Raw genomic sequence first — 18,960 nt, 5'->3', positions numbered from 1 at the left:
GGACGGCAGCGGCCGCCCTCCCTATCATTACCTAAGCCGGCGGTCGCAACAGCCGGCCATGTCTGTTAGATCTGCGCTATCAGGGTTGGATGGCGGGCACCTTGTGGTGCCGCGTGCTTTCTGCTTTCGTTGCTTCGCCACGTGGCGCGCGATGGCGGCATGCCACCGCGCCAAACGTCGATATCGGGGCTAGGCAAGCCACAAGCATGAGTGCTCGGGCGTCGCAGATGCCGCCAAAGATTAAGTCCACCACGACGACGCAACTAGCGACGCTGCTCAAGGCCGCAGTGCGGGCCCATCAGACGGGCCACATCAAGGAAGCCGCCAGCGGCTATCGCCGCATTCTGGCTATCAATCCGCATCATCCAGACGCACTGCACCTCCTGGGTCTGCTGCTGCATGCGCAGGGCAACCATGAACAGGCCGTACGACTGGTGACTGCTGCGCTGCAGGTGGCGCCACGTACCGCCNGCCTTCCACGCTACCCTTGCGGCCATTCAACTGGCGAAGGGCGACACAGCCGCTGCGATTGCCACCGCGCGGCGGGCTGTCGAGCTTGACCCGAACCTGCTCGCCGCCGGCAACACCCTTGGCAATGCCCATCTGCGTGCGGGAGACGCCGAGGCAGCGGTGGCGGTCTATCGTCAGCTCCTGCTGCGNCGCACCGAACAGCCCAGAGACCCTCAACAATCTTGGCAGTGCACTGCAGGTGCTGGGCGAAATTGACGAGGCAGCCTGCGTTCTTGGCCGCGCACTGGAGGTCAAGCCTGACTACGCCGCGGCTGCTGCCAATCTGGCGCTGGTACGCCGCGACCAGGGAAAAATCGCTGACGCCCTCGATGCCTGCGACAGCGCCCTGCAGCAGCAACCCGACAACCCGACTTGGCGCACTAATCGGGCAACACTGTTGCTGCAGCTGGGGCNGTTTCCGCGATGGGTGGGCGGAGTATGAATGGCGCTGGCGCGCCGAGGGCTTCGTCCGCGATGCCGACCGGTCGGCGCTACCGCGCTGGGACGGGAGTGACCCGGCCGGCCGGACGATTCTCCTGCGCGGCGAACAGGGTTTGGGATCGATGATCCAGTTTGCCCGCTATGCGCCGCTGCTGGCCGCCGCCGGCGCCCATATCCTGCTGCAATGCCCTGCGCCGTTGCAGCGACTGTTCGCTGCCTCCTTCTTGCCGCCGCACGGCCCGCTCACCGCGGTCATCACGCCGGTGGAACCGCTGCCAGCGGTTGACGCCCAGGTGGCGCTGATGAGCCTGCCGCACCTTTGCGGCACCACTCTCGACACCATTCCCGCCGCCGTCCCTTATCTCAGCACCGAGCCGGACGCAGTGGCACTCTGGGATCAGCGACTCGGCCGCGACCATCGTCCACGCGTCGGCCTCGTCTGGGCCGGTAATTCAGCGCACGCCAACGATCGCCATCGCTCGATGCCGCCAGAAGCGCTGTTGCCACTGCTGACATCGGCAGCGGCCCGGTTCGTCTCCCTGCAGGTGGGACGACAATCTCCCGCGGCGCTTGGCGACGCCGGGCTGATCGACGCCAGCGCGATGCTTACCGACTTCGCCGCAACCGCGGGGGCGGTGGCCTGCCTGGATCTGGTGATCAGCGTCGACACCGCCGTAGCCCATCTTGCCGGTGCGCTGGCGAAGCCTGTCTGGCTGCTGGTTCCGCCCGTTCCGGAATGGCGCTGGCTGGTCGATCGCGACGATTCGCCGTGGTATCCGACAATGCGACTGTTTCGCCAGTCGCGGCTGGGTGATTGGAACGAGTTGATCCAACGCGTTAGCAGAGCGCTGGAGGTGAGGGCTTGGTGATGAAAAATCCTCGCCCAGGTAACCGGTCCGCGCGCGAGATCACCCCCTGTGTTGCGCGACGGGGTGCAGTTCCATCGCGAGGGCCGCTGGCAACGGGCGGAGGCCTGTTACCAACAAGCCCTGCGGCTCGATCCGCGGCAGCCCGACGCCTTACACCTGACCGGCTTGATCGCTCATCACCGGGGGACACCGCCCGTGCCGAGTCTCTGATCGGTGCGGCGATCGCCGCCGATCCGGCCCAGGCGTCCTATGCCAACAGTCTTGGCGTTGTTCTCCTTGAGCGCGGTGACGTGGATGCGGCGACTGCTGCCTTGCGGCAGGCGATCGCCCGTGACCCCGCCTATCCCGAAGCCTACAACAATCTCGGCAACGCTTGGCAGCGCCGGCGGCAATGGGTGGAAGCGATTGCCAGCTACCGCCAGGCCATCTCGCTGCGCGCCAATTACGCCGAGGCGCATGCCAATCAGGGCCGTGCCCTGCACCTCGCCGACCAACCGGGCGAAGCCGTCGGCAGTTTCGAGCAGGCGCTCCGTCTCCGCCCGGACTATACCAAAGCGGCGCGGTGGCTGGGCGATTCGCTCGCCGATCTCGGCCGTCGGAGCGAGGCGGAAGCGGCCTATCGTCGCGCCCTTGATCTTGATGCCGAAGACGCAGAGACGCACGCCGCGTTGGCAGCCTTGCTCGAACGCAGCAACCGGCTGGAGGAGGCGATCGCCGCCGCCGACGCGGCGCTCCGCCGTGAGCCGAGGGCTGTGCGGGCACTGCTCGCCGCTGCTCGCGCCGAACGGCGTCTCGGCCGGATGGAGGCCGCACTTTCCCGCTTGCAGCAGGCTCCGGCCGACGACGGGATCGATCCGGACGCGCGGGCGATGCTTGCCTTCGAGCGTGGTATGACCCTCGACCGGGAGGGCGATTACCCTGGCGCCTATACCGCCTTTGTCCGGGCGAACGCGCTGATGGAGGACGCTTGGCCGCTCGCCGCAGCGGACCGGAGCTTCTTTCCAGACCTGATCGAACGGCTCAGCGCCCGGTTTACTCTGCCGTGGGTCGCCGGCTGGAGCCCGTCACCACCACCCGATGCGGCACCGGCACCGGTGTTCCTGATCGGCTTTCCTCGCTCCGGCACCACGCTCCTCGACCAGATCCTCGATGCCCATCCCCTGCTCTCTACCCTGGAGGAGAAAGACGCTATCGATGTCATCCGTCGTGAGGTGGATGCGCTCCCCGCAGGCTATCCCGATGCGCTCGGCAGCTTCGATGCCGAAACAATCATCAGGCTGCGCCGCCGCTATCGGCAGGAGGTGCAGCGTCACCTGGGTGGCGAACCTGTGGGGCGCGTTGTCGACAAGATGCCGCTGAACACCATCGATGCGGGACTGATCCTGCGTTTGTTCCCGGATGCGCAATTCATTCTGGCGCTGCGTCACCCCTGCGATGTGATTCTCAGCGGCTTCATGCAAGCCTTCAAGCCGAACGCGGCGATGGTCCACTTCGGTAGCCTTGCCGGCGCTGCCAGCTTTTATGCGCAGGTGATGGCGCTGTGGCAGCAGTATGTGCGGGTGTTGGCGCCGCGTGTTCTGCCGGTGCGCTACGAAGATCTGATCAGCGACCTGCCGGGGAGACGCGGCGCATCCTCAGCTTTCTCGATTTGCCTTGGGATGATGCGGTGTTGGGCTATCGTGAGCGGGCGCAGACGCGGGCCATTGCCACGCCGAGCTATCATCAGGTGGTGCAGCCGATCTATCGCCGCTCCATCGATCGCTGGCGCAATTATGCCGACGCCTTTGCGCCGCTGCTGCCGACGCTGGCGCCGTTCATCGCCGCCTTTGGCTATGGCGACGATGAAGACGCGCTCAGCTCCGCGACATCGAGCTAAGCCCGCCGATGGCTGCGAAACCGGCCGCGCCGCTACCGGCGAGACGCACCGCGGTCAGCGCCGTGATGCCGCCCAGGGCATAGACCGGCAGTGGCGCAGTTCGGACCAGGCGGACAAAGCGCAGCGCCCCGAGCACTGGCTGCCCCGGATGGCTGGCGGTGGGAAAGACCGGGGAGAGCAGGGCAGCGTCGCAGCCGATGGTCATCGCCTGCCGCAGTGCCAGGCGGGAATGGGCGGCGGCGGTAATCAGCCAGTGGCGCGCGTATCCGGCCCACGGACGGCTGCCGCGACGGAGCTGGTGTTCCGGCAGGTGCAGGCCGTCTGCCCGTAGCGTCGCTGCCTGCCGCCAGTCGCCGGCGATGAGCAGCCGCAAGCCGCGCCGCCGACAGATGGGTCGCAGCCGCGCCGCCAGCCGGGCTCGATCCGCTGCGGCGAACTCACGCACGATCACCGCCGCACCGCGCGGCAGCCTGCCGACCGCCGTCAAGGGATCTGCCAGGCGCAGGCGGTCGGTCATCAGGATGAGCGACGGCAGCCGGTGCGCGGACGGCGGTGGTTTGAGGCGGGCTGCCGCCTCTGCTAGGCTGGGATAGTGCGGAGCACAGCGCATGCTGGCGATGGCGATGGCGGCGGGAAGGACAGGGACCATGGGAGCGGATCATGCCGGCTGAGCAGGCAGAGTGCGAGCCTCCGGTTGCGGCGGGTCTTGCGGCGGTTCAGGCGGCGATCGCCGAGGCGGCGCGGGTGGCCGGCCGTGAGCCGGCCGAGGTAACGCTGGTGGCGGTAACGAAGACTCACCCGGCGGCGGCGATTCTCCCGGCGCTGCAAGCCGGTCATCGCACCTTCGGCGAAAACCGGGTGCAGGAAGCGGAAGCCAAGTGGCCGGAGCTGAAGGCGGCGTATCCGGATCTGGTGCTGCATCTGATCGGACCATTGCAGCGGAACAAGGCGCGACGCGCGGTGCGGCTGTTCGACGTGATCGAGAGCATCGATCGCGCCGACCTGGCGCAGGCTGTTGCCCAAGCGGCCGAGGCGGAGGGACGCCGGCCGGCGGTATTTATCCAGGTCAATACCGGTGAGGAGCCGCAGAAGGCGGGAGTGTTTCCGGATGCGACCGACGCGCTGGTCGAAGTGTGTCGCGCCGCCGGGCTCGACCTGCGTGGCTTGATGTGTATTCCGCCGGTGGACGAAGAGCCGTCGCTGCATTTCGCGCTGCTGCGGGAGATCGCCCGACGCAATGGCCTTAAGGGGCTCAGCATGGGGATGAGCGGCGACTTCCCCGTGGCGGTACAATTCGGCGCCACCCATGTCCGCGTTGGCACTGCCATCTTTGGCTATCGCCCACCGACCGGCAATGACGCCGACCGGCAATGACGTCGACGGGTCATGACGTCGATCAGCTAGCCGCGACGATGAGTTGATCGCCCGGCCGGCAGGCACGTAGCAGCGTCTGCAAGTCCGCAATGGTTAAGGCGACACAGCCGGCGGTCGGGGTGAAATCGGCGCTGGCGACATGGATGAAAATGGCGCTGCCACGGCCGGGCCGCACCGGATCGTCATTGTGGCCGACGACGATGAGGATGTCGTAGAGCGCGTCGTCGCGCCACAGCCGTTCATGGCTGGCCGCATAGGGCAGCGGCACCGGACGATTGTAGGCAGCATCGGCAGGATCGTCGCACCAGCCATCATCGCGGCCGATGCGTTGCAGCGGCAGCGCGGTTGCAGGCTGTGCGATGCGGTCGGCCCGATAGAGCGCCTGGCGGAGGGGAAAACGACCGACGGGTGTCGCCCCATCGCCCTCATGCTTGTCGCAGCTGATGCCGCCGCGACCGATGGCGCATCGCGCCGTACCGCCGCTCCAGCGGAGCAGGGGATGACCGTCAGGTCCTGCTACGGTGACGACGATATCCATTCCCGCGCGATCCATTCCCGCACGACGCATTACGGCGCTCAGAGGATGTGGCCGCTCTTCGTTGCCTTGGTCCGCAGGTAGCCTTCGTTATGACGATTGGTCGGGAAGGCGTGCGGCACCCGTTCTTCCACCGTGATCCCAAGCCGCATCAGCGCGTTGACCTTGGCCGGGTTGTTGGTCAGCAGACGGACGCGGGCGAAACCCAGCTGCCGCAGCATCTGCGCTGCCGGCAGGTACACCCGTTCGTCGTCGTCGAAACCCAGTTGGCCGTTGGCGTCCAGGGTGTCGAATCCGTCGTCCTGCAGCACGTAGGCGCGCAGTTTGTTGACGAGGCCGATGCCGCGCCCCTCCTGAGCCAGATACAGCAACACCCCGCCCCCTGCCCGACTGATTTCGCCGATGGCGCCGCGCAACTGATCACCACAATCGCAGCGCAGGCTTCCGAGCAGATCACCCGTGAAACATTCTGAGTGAAGCCGTGTCAACACTGCGTCCGGTGGGCGTGGATCACCCAGCAATACGGCCAGATGTTCGAGTCCCCCATCGAACGGCCGGAAGGCAATGATCCTGGCACTTTCAGCGCCAAGCAGCGGGACACGCGCTTCACTCACTGCGCGTAGGGTGCGTGCCTGCATATGGTCGTATTGAAAAATGTCCCCGGCATCGACGAAGAGGAAATCGTGGCGCGCCGCCCAAGCGCGTACGTCGGTGGCGGTGGGGTCGGTAATCGCCGAGACAATCGCCGCCGGGAGCAACCGGCCGATCTTGGCAAGCAGGACGGCGGCCTGCTCGCAGGAATGCGGCGCCAGCTCCCGCACCTGCAGCGACGATGGTGCAGGCAGTGCGCCTGTCGAAAGCGGATCGGCCAGCGCATAAACCAGCTCGGGGGTGAGTCGATCGTTGCTGACACTGCTGACGGCGACGCTGCGCAATCCCGACGCGGCGAGTCGCAGCACCGATGCACGCCGCGCGGTGATCACCAGTTCGGTGGCGCGGCGACCGGCTTCCTCGATCGCCTGCAGATTCTCCGGCGTCACCGCTTCCGCCGCCTGGGCCAGGATCGCCGCTCCCTCGCTACCGCTGAGCACGACCGCGGCGCCGCGGCGGATGTCGCTCATGGCGCGTTCCACGGCTCGCATTGACAGCGGCTCACGCGTCGCGGGAACAGGGACCAGATGCCGTCGCGTCGTCACAGGGCGGTCTTACCTTTCAATGAGGAATGTAGCCACACATCGACTTGGAACCGCACGACGGAGAAGGGCAGTGGCGCGACGACGGTCACTCTACCTATTGTCGAATTCGTTCGCGATAGTATTCTTCGCCAGTTCAGCCTCGGAACAGCAGGGAGCGGACCGCGCGTGACCACCGGCAAGCGGCTATTGCTCATCGATGACGACAAGGCGCTATGCGAGATGCTCGCCGAACAGCTGCATCTCCACGAGGAATTTTCCGTGGAGGTGGCGCCCACCGGGGCCGAAGGTGTCGAGCGCGCTAAGGCGGAAGTGTTCGACATTATCCTCCTCGATGTGGGGCTGCCCGATGTGGACGGCCGGCACGCCTGTCGGCAACTGCGGCGGGCGGGAATCAAGTGTCCGGTGATCATGCTCACCGGCGCCGATACCGACGCCGATGCCATCCTCGGTCTCGATGCCGGTGCGAACGACTACATCACCAAGCCGTTCCGCCTCGGGGTGCTGTTGGCCCGGCTGCGCGCTCACATCCGCCAGCATGAACGCAGCGACGATGCCGTGTTTGCTATTGGCCCTTATACGTTCCAGCCCAGCGCCAAGATGCTGATCAACAATCAGTCCCGCAAGAAGGTCCGTCTCACTGACAAGGAAGCGGCCATCCTGAAGTACCTCTACCGCTGCGGTGATCGCGTGGTCAGCCGCGAGGTGCTGTTGGATGAGGTTTGGGGCTACAACGCTGGCGTCACCACGCATACGCTGGAAACGCATGTCTACCGGCTGCGGCAGAAGATCGAGAGCAATCCTTCCAATGCCAGCATTCTGGTCACTGAGCCCGGCGGCTACCGCCTCGTTCCGTGAATCGCGCAAACCGCGTCAATCAAAGGCAAGACTAGGTAACGTCGGGACAAATTAAAGCGACGCCTATTGCCGTTTCTGCTCACGAACGCGTGATAAGGGGGTTAAAAAAGCGCCCGGCCAGGGGGATAACCGGGCGCTTCATGCTTCCGTTCGAGGAAGCATTCGGATGGCAGGGGAACCATCCGCGAGAAAGGGCAAGAAATTACCCCATCTCTCATTGCGAGAGGTGGGTGGCGCCGTAACCTTTCACCAATGCCAAGGGAACATAAAGCCATGCATTTTTTGCATAGCTTTGCAGAGATCCATTGCTCTCGCGCTGCGTTAAACCATGGCGAAGCCTTTGCCACTCGGCAGCCGTTGAACCTCGCCCGAGTTAGAGGTGCCTTGGTTCAACGCCGCAAGGCGCAGGATGGTGTTTGATCATCAACATCAATAGCTTCTGCGACGACCACAGCCCGTCAAAGCGAGGGCTGACCAAAGGCCTGCGCTCCTTGAGAAAACATTTGCAAATCAATATCTTATGCATAGAGCGTTTTCTGATCATTGGGAATCGCTGGGGATTCACAAGCGGGTGCGGGGCTGATTCAAGATGCTGGCTGGGCAAGGAGGCCAGCATGGATGGGTCAGCCTCTTTCGATGGATCTGCGGCCGCGGCTGTTGGCGGCGATTGATGCGGGGATGAGTTGCCGCGGAGCGGCGGCCCGGTTCTGGGTGGCGCCTTCGACGGCAATCCGCTGGCAGGCGCAGCGGCTCGCCACCAGCAGCGGCGCCGCCAAGCGCCAGAGTGGCGACATGCGCTCGCGTCGTGTCGAGCAGCGCCGGCAGGATATCCCCGCGCTGTGGGAGGCGCGCAAGGACATCACGCTCGATGAGCTTCGGGTGCAGCTGGCCGGCAAGGGCTTGGCGGTGGCGACCGCGACGCTGCACCGCTTCTTCGTCCGCCATCGCACCACGCGGANNAAAAAGACCGGCCACGCCGTCGAGCAGGACTGCCCGGACGTCCCGAGGCAGCGCCAAGCTTGGTTCGATGGCCAGATTGATCTCGATCCGCTGCGCCTGGTGTTCATCGATAAGACCTGGACCGCGACCAACATGGCCCGCAGCCATGGCCGCTCGCCCAAGGGCGAACGCCTGCGGCTGGGCGTTCCGCACGGCCGTCGCAAGACGACGACGCTGATCGCCGGACTGCGGCTGAGCGGCATGGTCGCGCCGATGGTGCTCGACGGGCCGGTCAACGGCACATGGTTCGAGGCCTACGTGGCGCACATCGTCGTGCCCGAACGGCGTCGCGGCGACATCGTCATCATGGACAACCTCGCGAGCCGCAAGCGCGCATCGGTGCGCGCGATGGTCGAAGCCGCAGGTGCGACCCTGCTGTTCCTGCCGCCCTACAGCCCCGACTTCAATCCGATCGAAAAGGCCTTCGCTCGCCTCAAGGCCATACTGCGCAAGGCCGCCGAGCGAACCGTCGCCGGCCTCTGGGACCTCATCGGCCAACTCGTCGACATCTTCCAGCCCGCCGAATGCGCCAACTACTTCAACTCGTGCGGTTATGACCCAGCATGATCAGAACCCGCTCTAAAGGCTCGATAGCAAAATCACCATGGTCTGCACATGGACTCGCGAAAGTAGCGTTTCTGGCGAATGTCGGGTATGCACTTTCCTCAATTGAGGTGGATTAATCCTGGTGACGTATGCGTGGCGGGAGAGCGCCGGCAAATGGAAACGGCGCGGTGCAGGGGAAAAGGACGTTGCCACTCCCTCCTGCCGTTGCCCCCTTACACGTCGAGGTTTTCTACCTTCAGGGCATTGCTTTCGATGAACTCGCGGCGGGTCTCGACGGTGTCGCCCATCAGGGTGGAAAACACCTCTTCTGCATCGTCGGCGTGGTTGATCCGCACCTGCAGCAGCGTCCGCGCTTCGGGATCGAGGGTGGTCTGCCAGAGTTGATCCGGGTTCATCTCGCCCAGGCCTTTATAGCGCTGAATGCTGACGCCCTTGCGTCCCAGTTCGACCACCATTGTCACCAATGCCGCAGGCCCGCTGATCGGATGCAGCTTATCCTTGATCTGCAGTGTCGCCGGCTGGGCATAGGTCTGGTGGAGGAGGTCGGCTTTCTCGCTCAGCTTGCGCGCCTCGCTGGAATCGAGCAGCGCCGCGTCGATAATGTGCTTCTCCGCGACGCCACGCAGACTGCGGGCGAAGACGATGCCGTCATCCGGCGGCAGCACGGCCGTCCATCCCCGTTCACTCGGCGCTTCGAGCGCATCGATGCGTTCCGCCACCTGCCGGGCGAGGGCCTCGGCGTGCACCCGGTCGGCCAGGTTTTGCCGATCGAGCAAGCCCATGATCGCCGCCTGCTCGAGAATGCGCAGCGGCACATGCTGCGCCAAGCGCTCCAGCCGGCCCTTCAGCGTCTTTGCCTCGTCGAACAACTCGCGCAGGTGCTTGCCGGCGATCTGCACCCCGCGACCATCGGTGAAGACGACACCCTCGTCGATCACCGCCGCCAGCAGATGCTCCTGCAACGCACCCTCGTTCTTGAGATAGACCTCGGACGAGCCGCGCTTCACCCGGTAGAGCGGCGGCTGGGCGATATAGAGATACCCGCGCTCAATGATCTCCTGCATCTGGCGAAAGAAGAAGGTGAGCAGCAGGGTGCGAATGTGGCTACCGTCCACATCGGCGTCGGTCATGATGATGACCTTGTGGTAGCGGCACTTGCCGACGTCGAAATCATCGCGGCCGATCCCGGTTCCTAGCGCCGAGATCAGCGTGCCGATCTCGCCAGAACTGAGGATCTTATCGAAACGGGCGCGTTCGACGTTGAGGATCTTGCCACGCAAGGGAAGGATCGCCTGATTGGCACGGTTGCGCGCCTGCTTTGCCGAGCCACCGGCAGAGTCGCCCTCGACGAGGAACAACTCGCTCTTGCCGGGATCGCGCTCCTGGCAATCGGCGAGCTTGCCCGGCAGGGTGGTGACTTCAAAGACCCCCTTGCGGCGGGTGAGTTCGCGAGCCTTGCGTGCCGCCTCGCGGGCGGAAGCGGCCTCGACGATCTTGCCGATCACCTTCTTCGCATCACCCGGATTTTCTTCGAACCAGCGGTCGAGACGTTCGCGCACCACCTCTTCGACGATGGGCTTGACCTCCGACGAAATCAGCTTGTCCTTGGTCTGCGACGAGAATTTGGGGCTCGGCACCTTCACCGACAGCACGCAGGTCAGGCCTTCGCGGGCATCGTCGCCGCTGATCGAGACCTTCTCCTTCTTCACCGCCTGCTGCGCGTAGCCTTGCACCGTGCGCGTCAGCGCGCCGCGAAAGCCAGCCAGGTGGGTGCCGCCATCCTTTTGCGGAATGTTGTTGGTAAAGCACAGCATGGTTTCGTGGTAACTGTCGTTCCATTGCAGCGCTACCTCGACAACGAGGCCGTCGCGCTCGCCCTTGATGACGACGGGGTGCCGATCAACGGCNGTCTTCGAGCGATCAAGATAGGCAAGAAAAGCCGCCAACCCGCCCTCGTAGTGCAGATCAATCGCTTGCGGCGACACCTGCCGCGCGTCCGCCAGTCGCAGGCGCACCCCGGAATTGAGAAAGGCCAGTTCGCGCAGCCGGTGCTCCAGCGTCGCCACATCGTACTCGGTGATCTTGAAGATCTTCGCCGATGGCAGGAAGGTAAGCTGGGTGCCGGTAATGGGTTTGCCGCGCTTTTTCGGCGCCGGACCAGCCACCGCCAGCGGCTTTTCCGCTTCGCCGCGCACGAAGCGCATAAAGTATTCGCTGCCGTCACGCCAGATCGTCAGGTCGAGCCAATCGGAGAGCGCGTTGACGACGGAGATACCCACCCCGTGCAGGCCGCCCGAGACCTTGTATGAATTCTGGTCGAACTTGCCGCCGGCGTGCAGGCGGGTCATGATTACTTCCGCTGCCGAGACGCCTTCTTCCTGGTGGATGTCGACTGGAATGCCGCGACCGTTGTCGTTAACGGTGACCGACCCGTCGGCATTGAGCTGGACGAGAATAGTGTCACAGTAGCCTGCCAAGGCCTCGTCGATGGCGTTGTCCACCGCCTCGTAGACCATGTGATGCAGGCCGGAGCCGTCGTCGGTGTCGCCGATGTACATCCCCGGTCGTTCGCGGACGGCATCGAGGCCGCGCAGAACCTTGATTGAGGTAGAGTCATAAACCTCGGCGGTGGCTTTGCTTCGGGTGCGCTCACTCATGGGCCGGATTGGCCTCCTTCCGCATTTGCCCCGGGCGGCAGAACGCCGTCGCCGCGGGATGGATCGTCGCCGACGGCAACAAACTGGGCAGTTCCCGCGAGGGACGCAAACACCTCACGATCGGTCCCGGCGTACCACGCCTGGGCATCAAGGGCGGCAACGGCGGCGAATAGCGCCTCGCGGTGATACCGATCGAGGTGCGCCGGGACGTCGTCGAGCAGCAGCAGCGGTACGATCTGCCGCCGCGCCGCCTGCAGCGCCGCACTGGCAAGGACGACCGCGATCAGCAGCATCTTCTGTTCGCCGGTGGAGCAATCGGCCGCCAGCCGGCCGGTAGCGGCATGACGCACCACTACGTCGCTGCGATGCGCACCGACCGCGGCGCCGCCGGCCTCCGCATCCGTCGGCCGCGAACGCGCCAGCGCCGCGCGCAGTTGATCTTCCGCCGCCAGCGCCGGACCATCGTCGAGCCAGCGTTCCACCGACCCTTCTNNGGCGAGCGTTGCCGCCGGAAACGGCCCCGCCCGATCACCGCAAGCCTCGCTGATCCGTGCCGCCACGTCGCGCCGCGCGGCGACAATGGCGACGGCATCGCGAGCGATGCCGTCCTCGATCGCGTTCAGCCAGACCGCATCCGGGCGAGGCTGGCGTAGCAGGGTCGAGCGCTGCAGGATTGCCCGGTCGTGGGCGCTGGTGCGCGCCGCGTGCGCCGGATCGAGGCCGAAGACGAGGCGATCAAGAAACCGTCGCCGGACGGCGCTGCCTTCGCCGAACAGGCCATCCATGTCCGGGGTGAGCCAGTTCAGCGCCACCACCTCGCTCAGCGCCGCCTGGCCTCTGGCCGCAACTCCGTCGATAGTCAACTGGCGCCGCTCACGTGTCGTCGCCGCCGCCGGGTCATGGCTCCACACGGTGCGGATGTCGACCGCTCGCTCCGGCGTCCGCGCCCGCACGGCCACCGACCAGCCGGATGCCTTCGTCCCGTCGCTGCGGCGCGCCAGTTCGGCCAGTCGGGCACGACGCAGTCCACGCCCCGGCGCCAACAGCGACAGCGCCTCGAGAATACTGGTCTTGCCGGCGCCATTGGGGCCGGTGAGCACCACGGGCATCGTTCCCGTCTCCAAGCGCAATGTCTGATGGCAACGAAAATCGACCAGTGCCAGCGATGCCACCGATACGCGGCCGGCGAATGCGTCCTGTGATCGATCTGCTGCCGTTCTCTCGTCTTCGCGTGTACTCACGATTGCCAAATCGGCTGGTCGCGCGGCGGCGCCACCTAAACGCGCATCGGCATCAGCACGTAGATGGCGCTGGCGTCGCCCACTTCCCGCATGATAGTTGGCGAGGCGGCATCCGCCATGTTGAGGCGCACCGACTCGCCTTCGATATTGGTAGTAATATCGAGGAGATAGCGGGAGTTGAAGCCGATTTCGAGCGCTTCGCCAGCGTAGGTGACTTCGAGTTCTTCCTGGGCGGTCCCGTGCTCAGGGCTACTCGCCGTCAGTTCTAGGATGCCGTTATCCAGCCGAAGCTTCACCGCCCGCGACCGCTCGCTCGAAATCGCCGCGACCCGGTCGACCGCCGCTTCGAATTGCTTGCAGTCCACATCAAGGGTCTTGTCGTTGTGCGCCGGGATGACACGCTCGTAATCGGGGAACGTACCGTCAATCAGCTTCGAGGTCAGCACCGCTGAGCCACTGCTGAAACGGATCTTGCTGGCGGACAGGGCAATCTCCAGTTCGTCCTCTGCACCGTCGATCAGCTTGCGCACCTCGCTGACCGTCTTACGCGGGACGATGACACCCGGCATACCTGCCGCCCCATCGGGCAGCGGCACCTCGACACTGGCCAGCCGGTGGCCATCGGTAGCCACAGCGCGCAGGACGTCGACGCCGTCGCGAACTGCGGCGTGCAGGTAGATGCCGTTCAGATAAAAGCGGGTCTCTTCGGTGGAAATGGCGAATCGGGTGCGATCAATAAGGCTGCGTAGGCTAGCAGCGGCGAGCCGGAACTGATGCGTGAGGTCGCCACCTGCCATCAGCGGGAAATCCTCCACCGGCAAACAGGCGAGGGTAAACCGCGATCGACCGCAGACCAGCGTCAACCGATCGCCTCCGGTCGCATCGAGCTTGACGTCGGAACCGTCCGGCAGCTTGCGGACGATATCGTAGAGGGTGTGAGCCGGCACGGTCGCCGATCCCGGCGCTGCCACGCTTGCCCCAACCATCTCAAGTACTTCCAAATCCATATCGGTGGCACTGAGATGCAGCTCCGTCGGCTTGGACTCGAGTTTGACGTTGCTGAGAATCGGAATGGTATTGCGTCGCTCGACGACACTTTGCACGTGGCCGAGGGCTCTGAGTAACGCCGCCCGATCGATGGTAAGTTTCATGATGTGAACGGGTCTCGGGCTTAGGCTACGTCCTGGGCGCTGTTGATTACCCTGGCAGTAGCTGGTTATGCCGGCTTAGTGCCGTTGCGGCACCGCTGTCGGGCGGATGCCAGCTTTACTAATGCGGGGAGTATAGCAGAGGAACAACGCCTTGCGAGCGAAATCCGCCACAGCCGCCTCAGCCCTGCAGCATCCGTCGCAGCAGCTCTAGGTCCTCCGCAAACGCCGCATCCTGCGCCCGCAGTTCTTCGACCTTGCGCACGGCGTGCATCACCGTCGTGTGGTCACGGCCACCGAATTTGCGGCCGATCTCCGGCAGCGAACGGGAGGTAAGCTGCTTCGCCAAGTACATCGCCACCTGGCGTGGCCGCGCCACCGCCCGCGCCCGCCTAGCCGAGGACATGTCGGCAATGCGGATGTTGAAGTGGGCCGCCACCTGCTTCTGGATCTCGTCGATGGTGACCCGTCGATCGTTAGCGCGCAGGAGATCATGCAGCACGTCCTGTGCCGTCTCGACCGAGATTTCGCGGCCGATCAGCTGCGCATGGGCGACAACCCGGTTGAGTGCCCCCTCCAGCTCACGCACGTTGGAGCTGATGCGCTGGGCGAGGAACTCCATCACCTTGCGCGGGATGACGAGGCCCATCCGCTCCGCCTTCGACTGCAGGATACCGAGCCGCAGTTCGTAGGTTGTGGCGTGGATGTCGGCGACCAGACCGTTGTTGAGGCGGGATTTGAGACGATCCTGGATCCCTTCCAGGTCACTCGGCGACTTGTCAGCGGACAGGACGATCTGCCGCCCCTGGTCAACGAGAGTGTTGAAGGTGTGGAAAAATTCTTCCTGCGTCGAGTCCTTGCCGCTGATAAACTGAACATCATCAATCATCAACACATCGACGGAGCGGAACTGCTCCTTGAAGTTGACGGTGTTCTGCTCCCGCAACGCCCGAATAAAGTGGTACATGAACTTCTCGGCCGAAAGGTAGACAACCTTACGTGCCGGGTAACGCTCACGAATGTACCAAGCTATGGCGTGCATCAGGTGGGTCTTGCCCAGACCGACACCGCCATAGAGGAAAAGCGGGTTGAAAGACACCTTCGCCGCATCGGCCACCCGGCGTGCTGCCGCATAAGCAAACTCGTTCGGTTTGCCGACGACGAAGTTGTCGAAGGAGAATCGCTGATCAAGCGGCGCGCTCAGGTCATCGCCGGAGGCGATTGTCGACTCCGGCATTTCGGCCACGTCAAGTCTTGCCGCTGTTCCGTTCACTGCTGTTCCGTTCGCCGGCATTCTGTTGGTCGGCGTTCCGTTCTTCGACGCTCCGTTCGCTGGCGCCGCAAAGCGCAGCGCTGGCGCTTTCACGCTGTGCAAACCGCACTGCGGCGGGGTCTCATCGCGATGCACCACCACATCCACAGCGAGGACGGCTGGGTTCTCGCTTCCCCACAGGGCCGACATGCGGTCGGCGTAGTGCGCCATCACCCAATCGCGCATAAAACGGGTGGGCACGGTCAGGGTAACCTTACCTTCGCGTTGCCCATGCAGCGTCATGGGCTTCAACCAGCTGCGATAGGCTGCCTCACCAAACTCAGCGCGAAGTAACCCACTGATTTTCTTCCACTGATTGTCCAAAGAACCGCTTCGCTCAATGTCCATGATGCTCCCGCCGTCGCTAATCCGGCTACCGATCCGTTCCGGAGCGAAATACGTGCGTGAATATTGCGTTTCAGGTTTTGGGTAAGCATGCTCGCCAGCGTCTTGATGACACTGTTGACAACGACACGAAACCAACCAAAGCGCTGACTGTCGCGCGTCTTGTCTTACGACGGCCCTCTGCCGTGCTGACGATGAAAGCTACTATCCGTTACCCACAGATACAGTCCCCACCCCCGTGGGAAGGTCCCGACCCCGATCCTTCGCCGCAAAACTCCCGACAAGCACATCCCGCCTTCGCTACACATGCTCTGTACGCCTATCCGCCGCACAGAGATCAATCCCGCTCCGCGACTGCTTTCTCAATAACCGCAAGCCTCCCCCGCCTCGCAAAAGAACATTTTGCAGCTGCGAAAGAGTTTCTTGCCCTTTTCTTTATATTTCTTTGTAAAAACGTGGAGACCAATGAAACTGTAATGATCCGGTGTAACCTGCGCAATAAGACCGAAACCGGAACGACCCAAAAAAAGCGCTTGACACTTTTTGGCGCTTTTGATTCTTCAGTTCTCTACCTATGGTAGAAAATCTGGCGGCAGCCACAGCGCCGCGCCCGACAAAAACCTCAAACAAAAGCAATGAAGTATTTGTCAATAGCGAAGCGCCTCGCTGCCCTGATGAAAGAGAGCTCGCTGCATCGTGTTCAGGCGCTGTCCTGGCGTCGCGGCGACAGGGCAGGGCCCCTTTGCCGCCAGCACAGGCAAATCAGGTTTGCATGGCTTTGATACGCGCGCTGAGCCGAGAAAGTTTGCGCGAGACCGTGTTGACGTGCACGACGCCGCGTTTGCGGCCGCGCATCAACTCCGGCTGCGCCAGACGGAATGCCGCCTCTGCTTCAACCTTGTTGCCACCTGCGATCGCTGACTCGACCTTGCGCAGGAAGGTGCGAAATACGCGAGACCCTGGCGCGATTGACCTCGGTCCGCCGCGCGGTTTGACGAATGCGTTTCTTGGCCGAGGCGTTATTCGCCATAGCTCATGGTGTCCTTGTCCTGGTTGAGAGAAGGGGGAAGGACTTGTAGCCTCCCCGAGCGGGGAGCGTCAACGGTCTGCACCTGAATTGCGTCCGCCTGATGCCCGGGAACAACAACCGGCGCTGTGCTGCAGCAGGCGGCATGGCGCCCGGGAAGGCGTCGAAGAACCGGGCGCCGCCCCGCTGCGCCCGGCCCGCCGAAGATCGTGATCCGCCGAAGGATTATCCGCCGGAAAATCGCCTGCGTCGCGCTCTACACGTCTAGCGGTGCTTGAAGGCCGGCTTGCGCTTCTCGGCGAAGGCGTTCATGCCTTCCTTCTGGTCCTCGGTGGCGAAGATCGCGTGGAACATCCGCCGCTCAAAGAACAGGCCCTCAGCTAGGCTGCTCTCGAAGGCGCGATTGACCGCCTCCTTGGCAATCATCGCAATCGGCCGCGAGGTGGAAGCGATCTTGGTCGCCATCTTCATGACCTCGGTCATCAGATCGGCAAGCGGGACAATCCTCGCCACCAGACCGGCGCGCTCTGCCTCTTCGGCCTTCATCTGTCGACCGGTCAAGCAGAGATCCATCGCCTTCGACTTGCCAATGGCGCGGGTCAGTCGTTGCGTTCCGCCGAGACCGGGAATGGCGCCGATGGAGATTTCCGGCTGGCCAAAGACCGCATTATCAGCAGCGACAATCATGTCGCACATCATAGCCAGTTCGCAGCCGCCGCCGAGCGCGAAACCAGACACCGCCGCAATCACCGGCTTGCGGCAAATGGCGATCCGTTCCCACTTGCGGGTCAGAAAGTCTTCATTGTAGCAGTCCATGAAGGTCTTATCCTTCATCTGCTTGATATCGGCACCCGCCGCAAACGCCCGCTCATCGCCGGTCACGACGAGGCAACCGATGCTCTCGTCCGCCTCGAAGGCGTCCACCGCTGCCGCCACTTCCATCATCAGTTCGGCATTGAGTGCGTTCAGTGCTTTCGGACGGTTGAGCTGGATCACGCCGACCGCGCCGCGTGCTTCGGCAATGATGAATTCGTAAGCCATCACNTTCCCCTCCTTGTCCTCTCTTGGTTGGATTTTCGGCACCGGCGATGGCTGCGGCGGGACTCCGCATGGCCTTTATCGCTGGTGACGCCCGCAGAAAAACGTCGCTCGGCCGCTTTGAACGATGCGACGAATGCCACCCGTTTCGGCAACGTTACAGCGACAGTCAGGGCATTGACGACCGGCCCGTCCGTATACCGCGAAATGGTGTTGAAAAAACCCNAGTTCGCCGGATGGTTGGCGGTGATCGCGCAGGCTGGAGCCACCGGCGGCGATGGCTTCCACGAACACGCTGCGGATCGACGCAACGAGGGTCTCCACCTGCTGCGGTGTCAGCGAAGCGGCCAGGCGGTCAGGGGCGATCCGCGCCCGGAACAGGCTCTCCGAAGCGTAGATGTTGCCCATGCCGGCGACGATGCCCTGATCGAGCAGTGCCGCCTTGATCGGCGTCCGGCGACTCTGCAGCCGGGCGGCAAGATAGGCGGCATCGAACAGCGGGCCGAGCGGATCGGGGCCGAGGCGCATCAGCATCGGATGCCGGTCGACCTCGCTTGCCATCACCAAGTCCATGAAGCCGAAGCGGCGGGGATCGTTGAAGGTGACCGTTGCCCCGGCGTCGGTGGTGAACAGCAGATGATCATGCGCCTCCTCGCCATCCGGAGCGTCGGGGAAGATGCGAAACCGGCCAGACATGCCGAGATGGGCGATCCACACCCAGCTGTTTTCAAGCAATAGCAGCAAATACTTGCCACGTCGGTCGATGGCATCGATCCGTCGTCCGCGCAAACGGCCGGCAAAATCGTCGGGCAGAGGGAAACGCAGATCCGGGCGCCGCTGCACCACGCCGGTCAGGCAATGGCCGACGAACGCGGGCACAAGGCCGCGGCGAACGGTTTCCACTTCAGGCAATTCGGGCATCGCGGCTTCGATAAAAGGGATGTGGCGCCAGGGTAGCGCACGCTAGTGC

19 protein-coding genes and 2 pseudogenes are annotated in these 18,960 nt (G+C 63.9%); 11 read left to right on the top strand and 10 right to left on the bottom strand.

Annotation, left to right across the window (positions count from 1 at the left end):
• Positions 1–89: 89 nt before the first annotated feature.
• From HQ394_RS21170 to HQ394_RS21155, 7 genes and pseudogenes are all read left to right on the top strand, one after another.
• Complete coding sequence (locus HQ394_RS21170) at positions 90–560, top strand: tetratricopeptide repeat protein (protein WP_456151413.1); 471 nt, start codon at positions 90–92, stop codon at positions 558–560.
• Entirely contained in the window at positions 442–726 is a 285-nt protein-coding gene (locus HQ394_RS21165) for a tetratricopeptide repeat protein (RefSeq protein WP_407644738.1), read from the top strand. Before HQ394_RS21170 ends, HQ394_RS21165 begins: the two co-directional genes overlap by 119 nt.
• Entirely contained in the window at positions 608–952 is a 345-nt protein-coding gene (locus HQ394_RS20470) for a tetratricopeptide repeat protein (RefSeq protein ID WP_456151579.1), read from the top strand. The genes HQ394_RS21165 and HQ394_RS20470 overlap by 119 nt, the downstream gene beginning before the upstream one ends.
• Positions 953–1,073: 121 nt before the next feature.
• The gene (locus HQ394_RS09865) at positions 1,074–1,820 is read left to right on the top strand and encodes a glycosyltransferase family 9 protein (RefSeq protein ID WP_190260117.1); all 747 of its coding nucleotides are present in this window, start codon (positions 1,074–1,076) and stop codon (positions 1,818–1,820) included.
• A gap of 48 nt (positions 1,821–1,868) precedes the next feature.
• A complete protein-coding gene (locus HQ394_RS21160; RefSeq protein WP_407644693.1) occupies positions 1,869–2,030 on the top strand; it encodes a tetratricopeptide repeat protein in 162 nt (53 codons plus the stop codon).
• A pseudogene (locus tag HQ394_RS19850) lies at positions 2,015–3,424 on the top strand (sulfotransferase); the annotation flags it as partial. The gene HQ394_RS21160 and the pseudogene HQ394_RS19850, both read left to right, overlap by 16 nt.
• 62 nt (positions 3,425–3,486) lie before the next feature.
• Positions 3,487–3,696 (top strand): hypothetical protein, encoded by a 210-nt coding sequence (locus HQ394_RS21155; protein ID WP_190260114.1) that lies wholly within the window; start codon positions 3,487–3,489, stop codon positions 3,694–3,696.
• On the opposite strand, the gene HQ394_RS09840 is transcribed toward HQ394_RS21155, so the two are convergent.
• The gene (locus HQ394_RS09840) at positions 3,674–4,213 is read right to left on the bottom strand and encodes a thiamine phosphate synthase (RefSeq protein ID WP_223292078.1); all 540 of its coding nucleotides are present in this window, start codon (positions 4,211–4,213) and stop codon (positions 3,674–3,676) included. The two genes, HQ394_RS21155 and HQ394_RS09840, sit on opposite strands and share 23 nt — an antisense overlap.
• Before the next feature lie 143 nt (positions 4,214–4,356).
• On the opposite strand from HQ394_RS09840, the gene HQ394_RS09835 reads away from it, so the two are divergent.
• Positions 4,357–5,070 carry a YggS family pyridoxal phosphate-dependent enzyme gene (locus HQ394_RS09835; protein ID WP_190260112.1) on the top strand — a complete coding sequence of 238 codons (714 nt, stop codon included), beginning with the start codon at positions 4,357–4,359 and terminating at the stop codon, positions 5,068–5,070.
• A gap of 22 nt (positions 5,071–5,092) precedes the next feature.
• On the opposite strand, the gene HQ394_RS09830 is transcribed toward HQ394_RS09835, so the two are convergent.
• Together HQ394_RS09830 and HQ394_RS09825 are read right to left on the bottom strand one after the other, a co-directional pair.
• A complete protein-coding gene (locus HQ394_RS09830) occupies positions 5,093–5,608 on the bottom strand; it encodes a L,D-transpeptidase family protein (RefSeq protein ID WP_190263236.1) in 516 nt (171 codons plus the stop codon).
• Between the two features lie 38 nt (positions 5,609–5,646).
• Positions 5,647–6,726: a GTP cyclohydrolase II gene (locus tag HQ394_RS09825; protein ID WP_223291482.1), complete on the bottom strand. Its 1,080-nt coding sequence runs from the start codon at positions 6,724–6,726 to the stop codon at positions 5,647–5,649.
• A 240-nt stretch (positions 6,727–6,966) separates the two neighbouring features.
• On the opposite strand from HQ394_RS09825, the gene HQ394_RS09820 reads away from it, so the two are divergent.
• Both HQ394_RS09820 and HQ394_RS09815 read left to right on the top strand, forming a co-directional pair.
• Positions 6,967–7,656: a response regulator transcription factor gene (locus HQ394_RS09820; RefSeq protein WP_190260110.1), complete on the top strand. Its 690-nt coding sequence runs from the start codon at positions 6,967–6,969 to the stop codon at positions 7,654–7,656.
• A 618-nt stretch (positions 7,657–8,274) separates the two neighbouring features.
• Entirely contained in the window at positions 8,275–9,222 is a 948-nt protein-coding gene (locus tag HQ394_RS09815; RefSeq protein WP_190260109.1) for an IS630 family transposase, read from the top strand.
• A 212-nt stretch (positions 9,223–9,434) separates the two neighbouring features.
• Here the strand turns inward: HQ394_RS09815 and gyrB are convergent, their stop codons facing one another.
• From gyrB to dnaA, 4 genes are all read right to left on the bottom strand, one after another.
• Entirely contained in the window at positions 9,435–11,879 is a 2,445-nt protein-coding gene (gene gyrB / locus HQ394_RS09810; RefSeq protein ID WP_190260108.1) for a DNA topoisomerase (ATP-hydrolyzing) subunit B, read from the bottom strand.
• Positions 11,876–13,051, bottom strand: coding sequence for a DNA replication/repair protein RecF (recF, locus tag HQ394_RS09805; RefSeq protein WP_456151578.1), 1,176 nt, complete (start codon positions 13,049–13,051; stop codon positions 11,876–11,878). Before recF ends, gyrB begins: the two co-directional genes overlap by 4 nt.
• Before the next feature lie 104 nt (positions 13,052–13,155).
• Positions 13,156–14,271 (bottom strand): DNA polymerase III subunit beta, encoded by a 1,116-nt coding sequence (gene dnaN, locus HQ394_RS09800; protein WP_190260106.1) that lies wholly within the window; start codon positions 14,269–14,271, stop codon positions 13,156–13,158.
• 178 nt (positions 14,272–14,449) lie between these two features.
• On the bottom strand, positions 14,450–15,928 hold the full coding sequence (gene dnaA, locus HQ394_RS09795; RefSeq protein ID WP_190260105.1) for a chromosomal replication initiator protein DnaA: 1,479 nt from the start codon (positions 15,926–15,928) through the stop codon (positions 14,450–14,452).
• Positions 15,929–15,984: 56 nt separating this feature from the next.
• Here dnaA and HQ394_RS09790 point away from each other — a divergent pair, with 56 nt between their 5' ends.
• On the top strand, positions 15,985–16,506 hold the full coding sequence (locus tag HQ394_RS09790) for a hypothetical protein (protein WP_190260104.1): 522 nt from the start codon (positions 15,985–15,987) through the stop codon (positions 16,504–16,506).
• A 181-nt stretch (positions 16,507–16,687) separates the two neighbouring features.
• On the opposite strand, the pseudogene rpsT reads toward HQ394_RS09790, so the two are convergent.
• From rpsT to mutM, 3 genes and pseudogenes are all read right to left on the bottom strand, one after another.
• Positions 16,688–16,955 (bottom strand): annotated as a pseudogene (gene rpsT, locus HQ394_RS09785) (30S ribosomal protein S20).
• Positions 16,956–17,216: 261 nt separating this feature from the next.
• Positions 17,217–17,993: an enoyl-CoA hydratase gene (locus HQ394_RS09780; protein ID WP_190260103.1), complete on the bottom strand. Its 777-nt coding sequence runs from the start codon at positions 17,991–17,993 to the stop codon at positions 17,217–17,219.
• A 75-nt stretch (positions 17,994–18,068) separates the two neighbouring features.
• Positions 18,069–18,911 carry a bifunctional DNA-formamidopyrimidine glycosylase/DNA-(apurinic or apyrimidinic site) lyase gene (gene mutM / locus HQ394_RS09775; RefSeq protein WP_190260102.1) on the bottom strand — a complete coding sequence of 281 codons (843 nt, stop codon included), beginning with the start codon at positions 18,909–18,911 and terminating at the stop codon, positions 18,069–18,071.
• Between the last annotated feature and the right edge of the window lie 49 nt (positions 18,912–18,960).

The organism is Defluviicoccus vanus, assembly GCF_014672695.1.
GTDB classification, from domain to species: Bacteria; Pseudomonadota; Alphaproteobacteria; order Rhodospirillales; family Defluviicoccaceae; genus Defluviicoccus; species Defluviicoccus vanus.
Note: the sequence above shows the minus strand (reverse complement) of the source record. Positions and strands in the feature narration are given on the sequence as shown.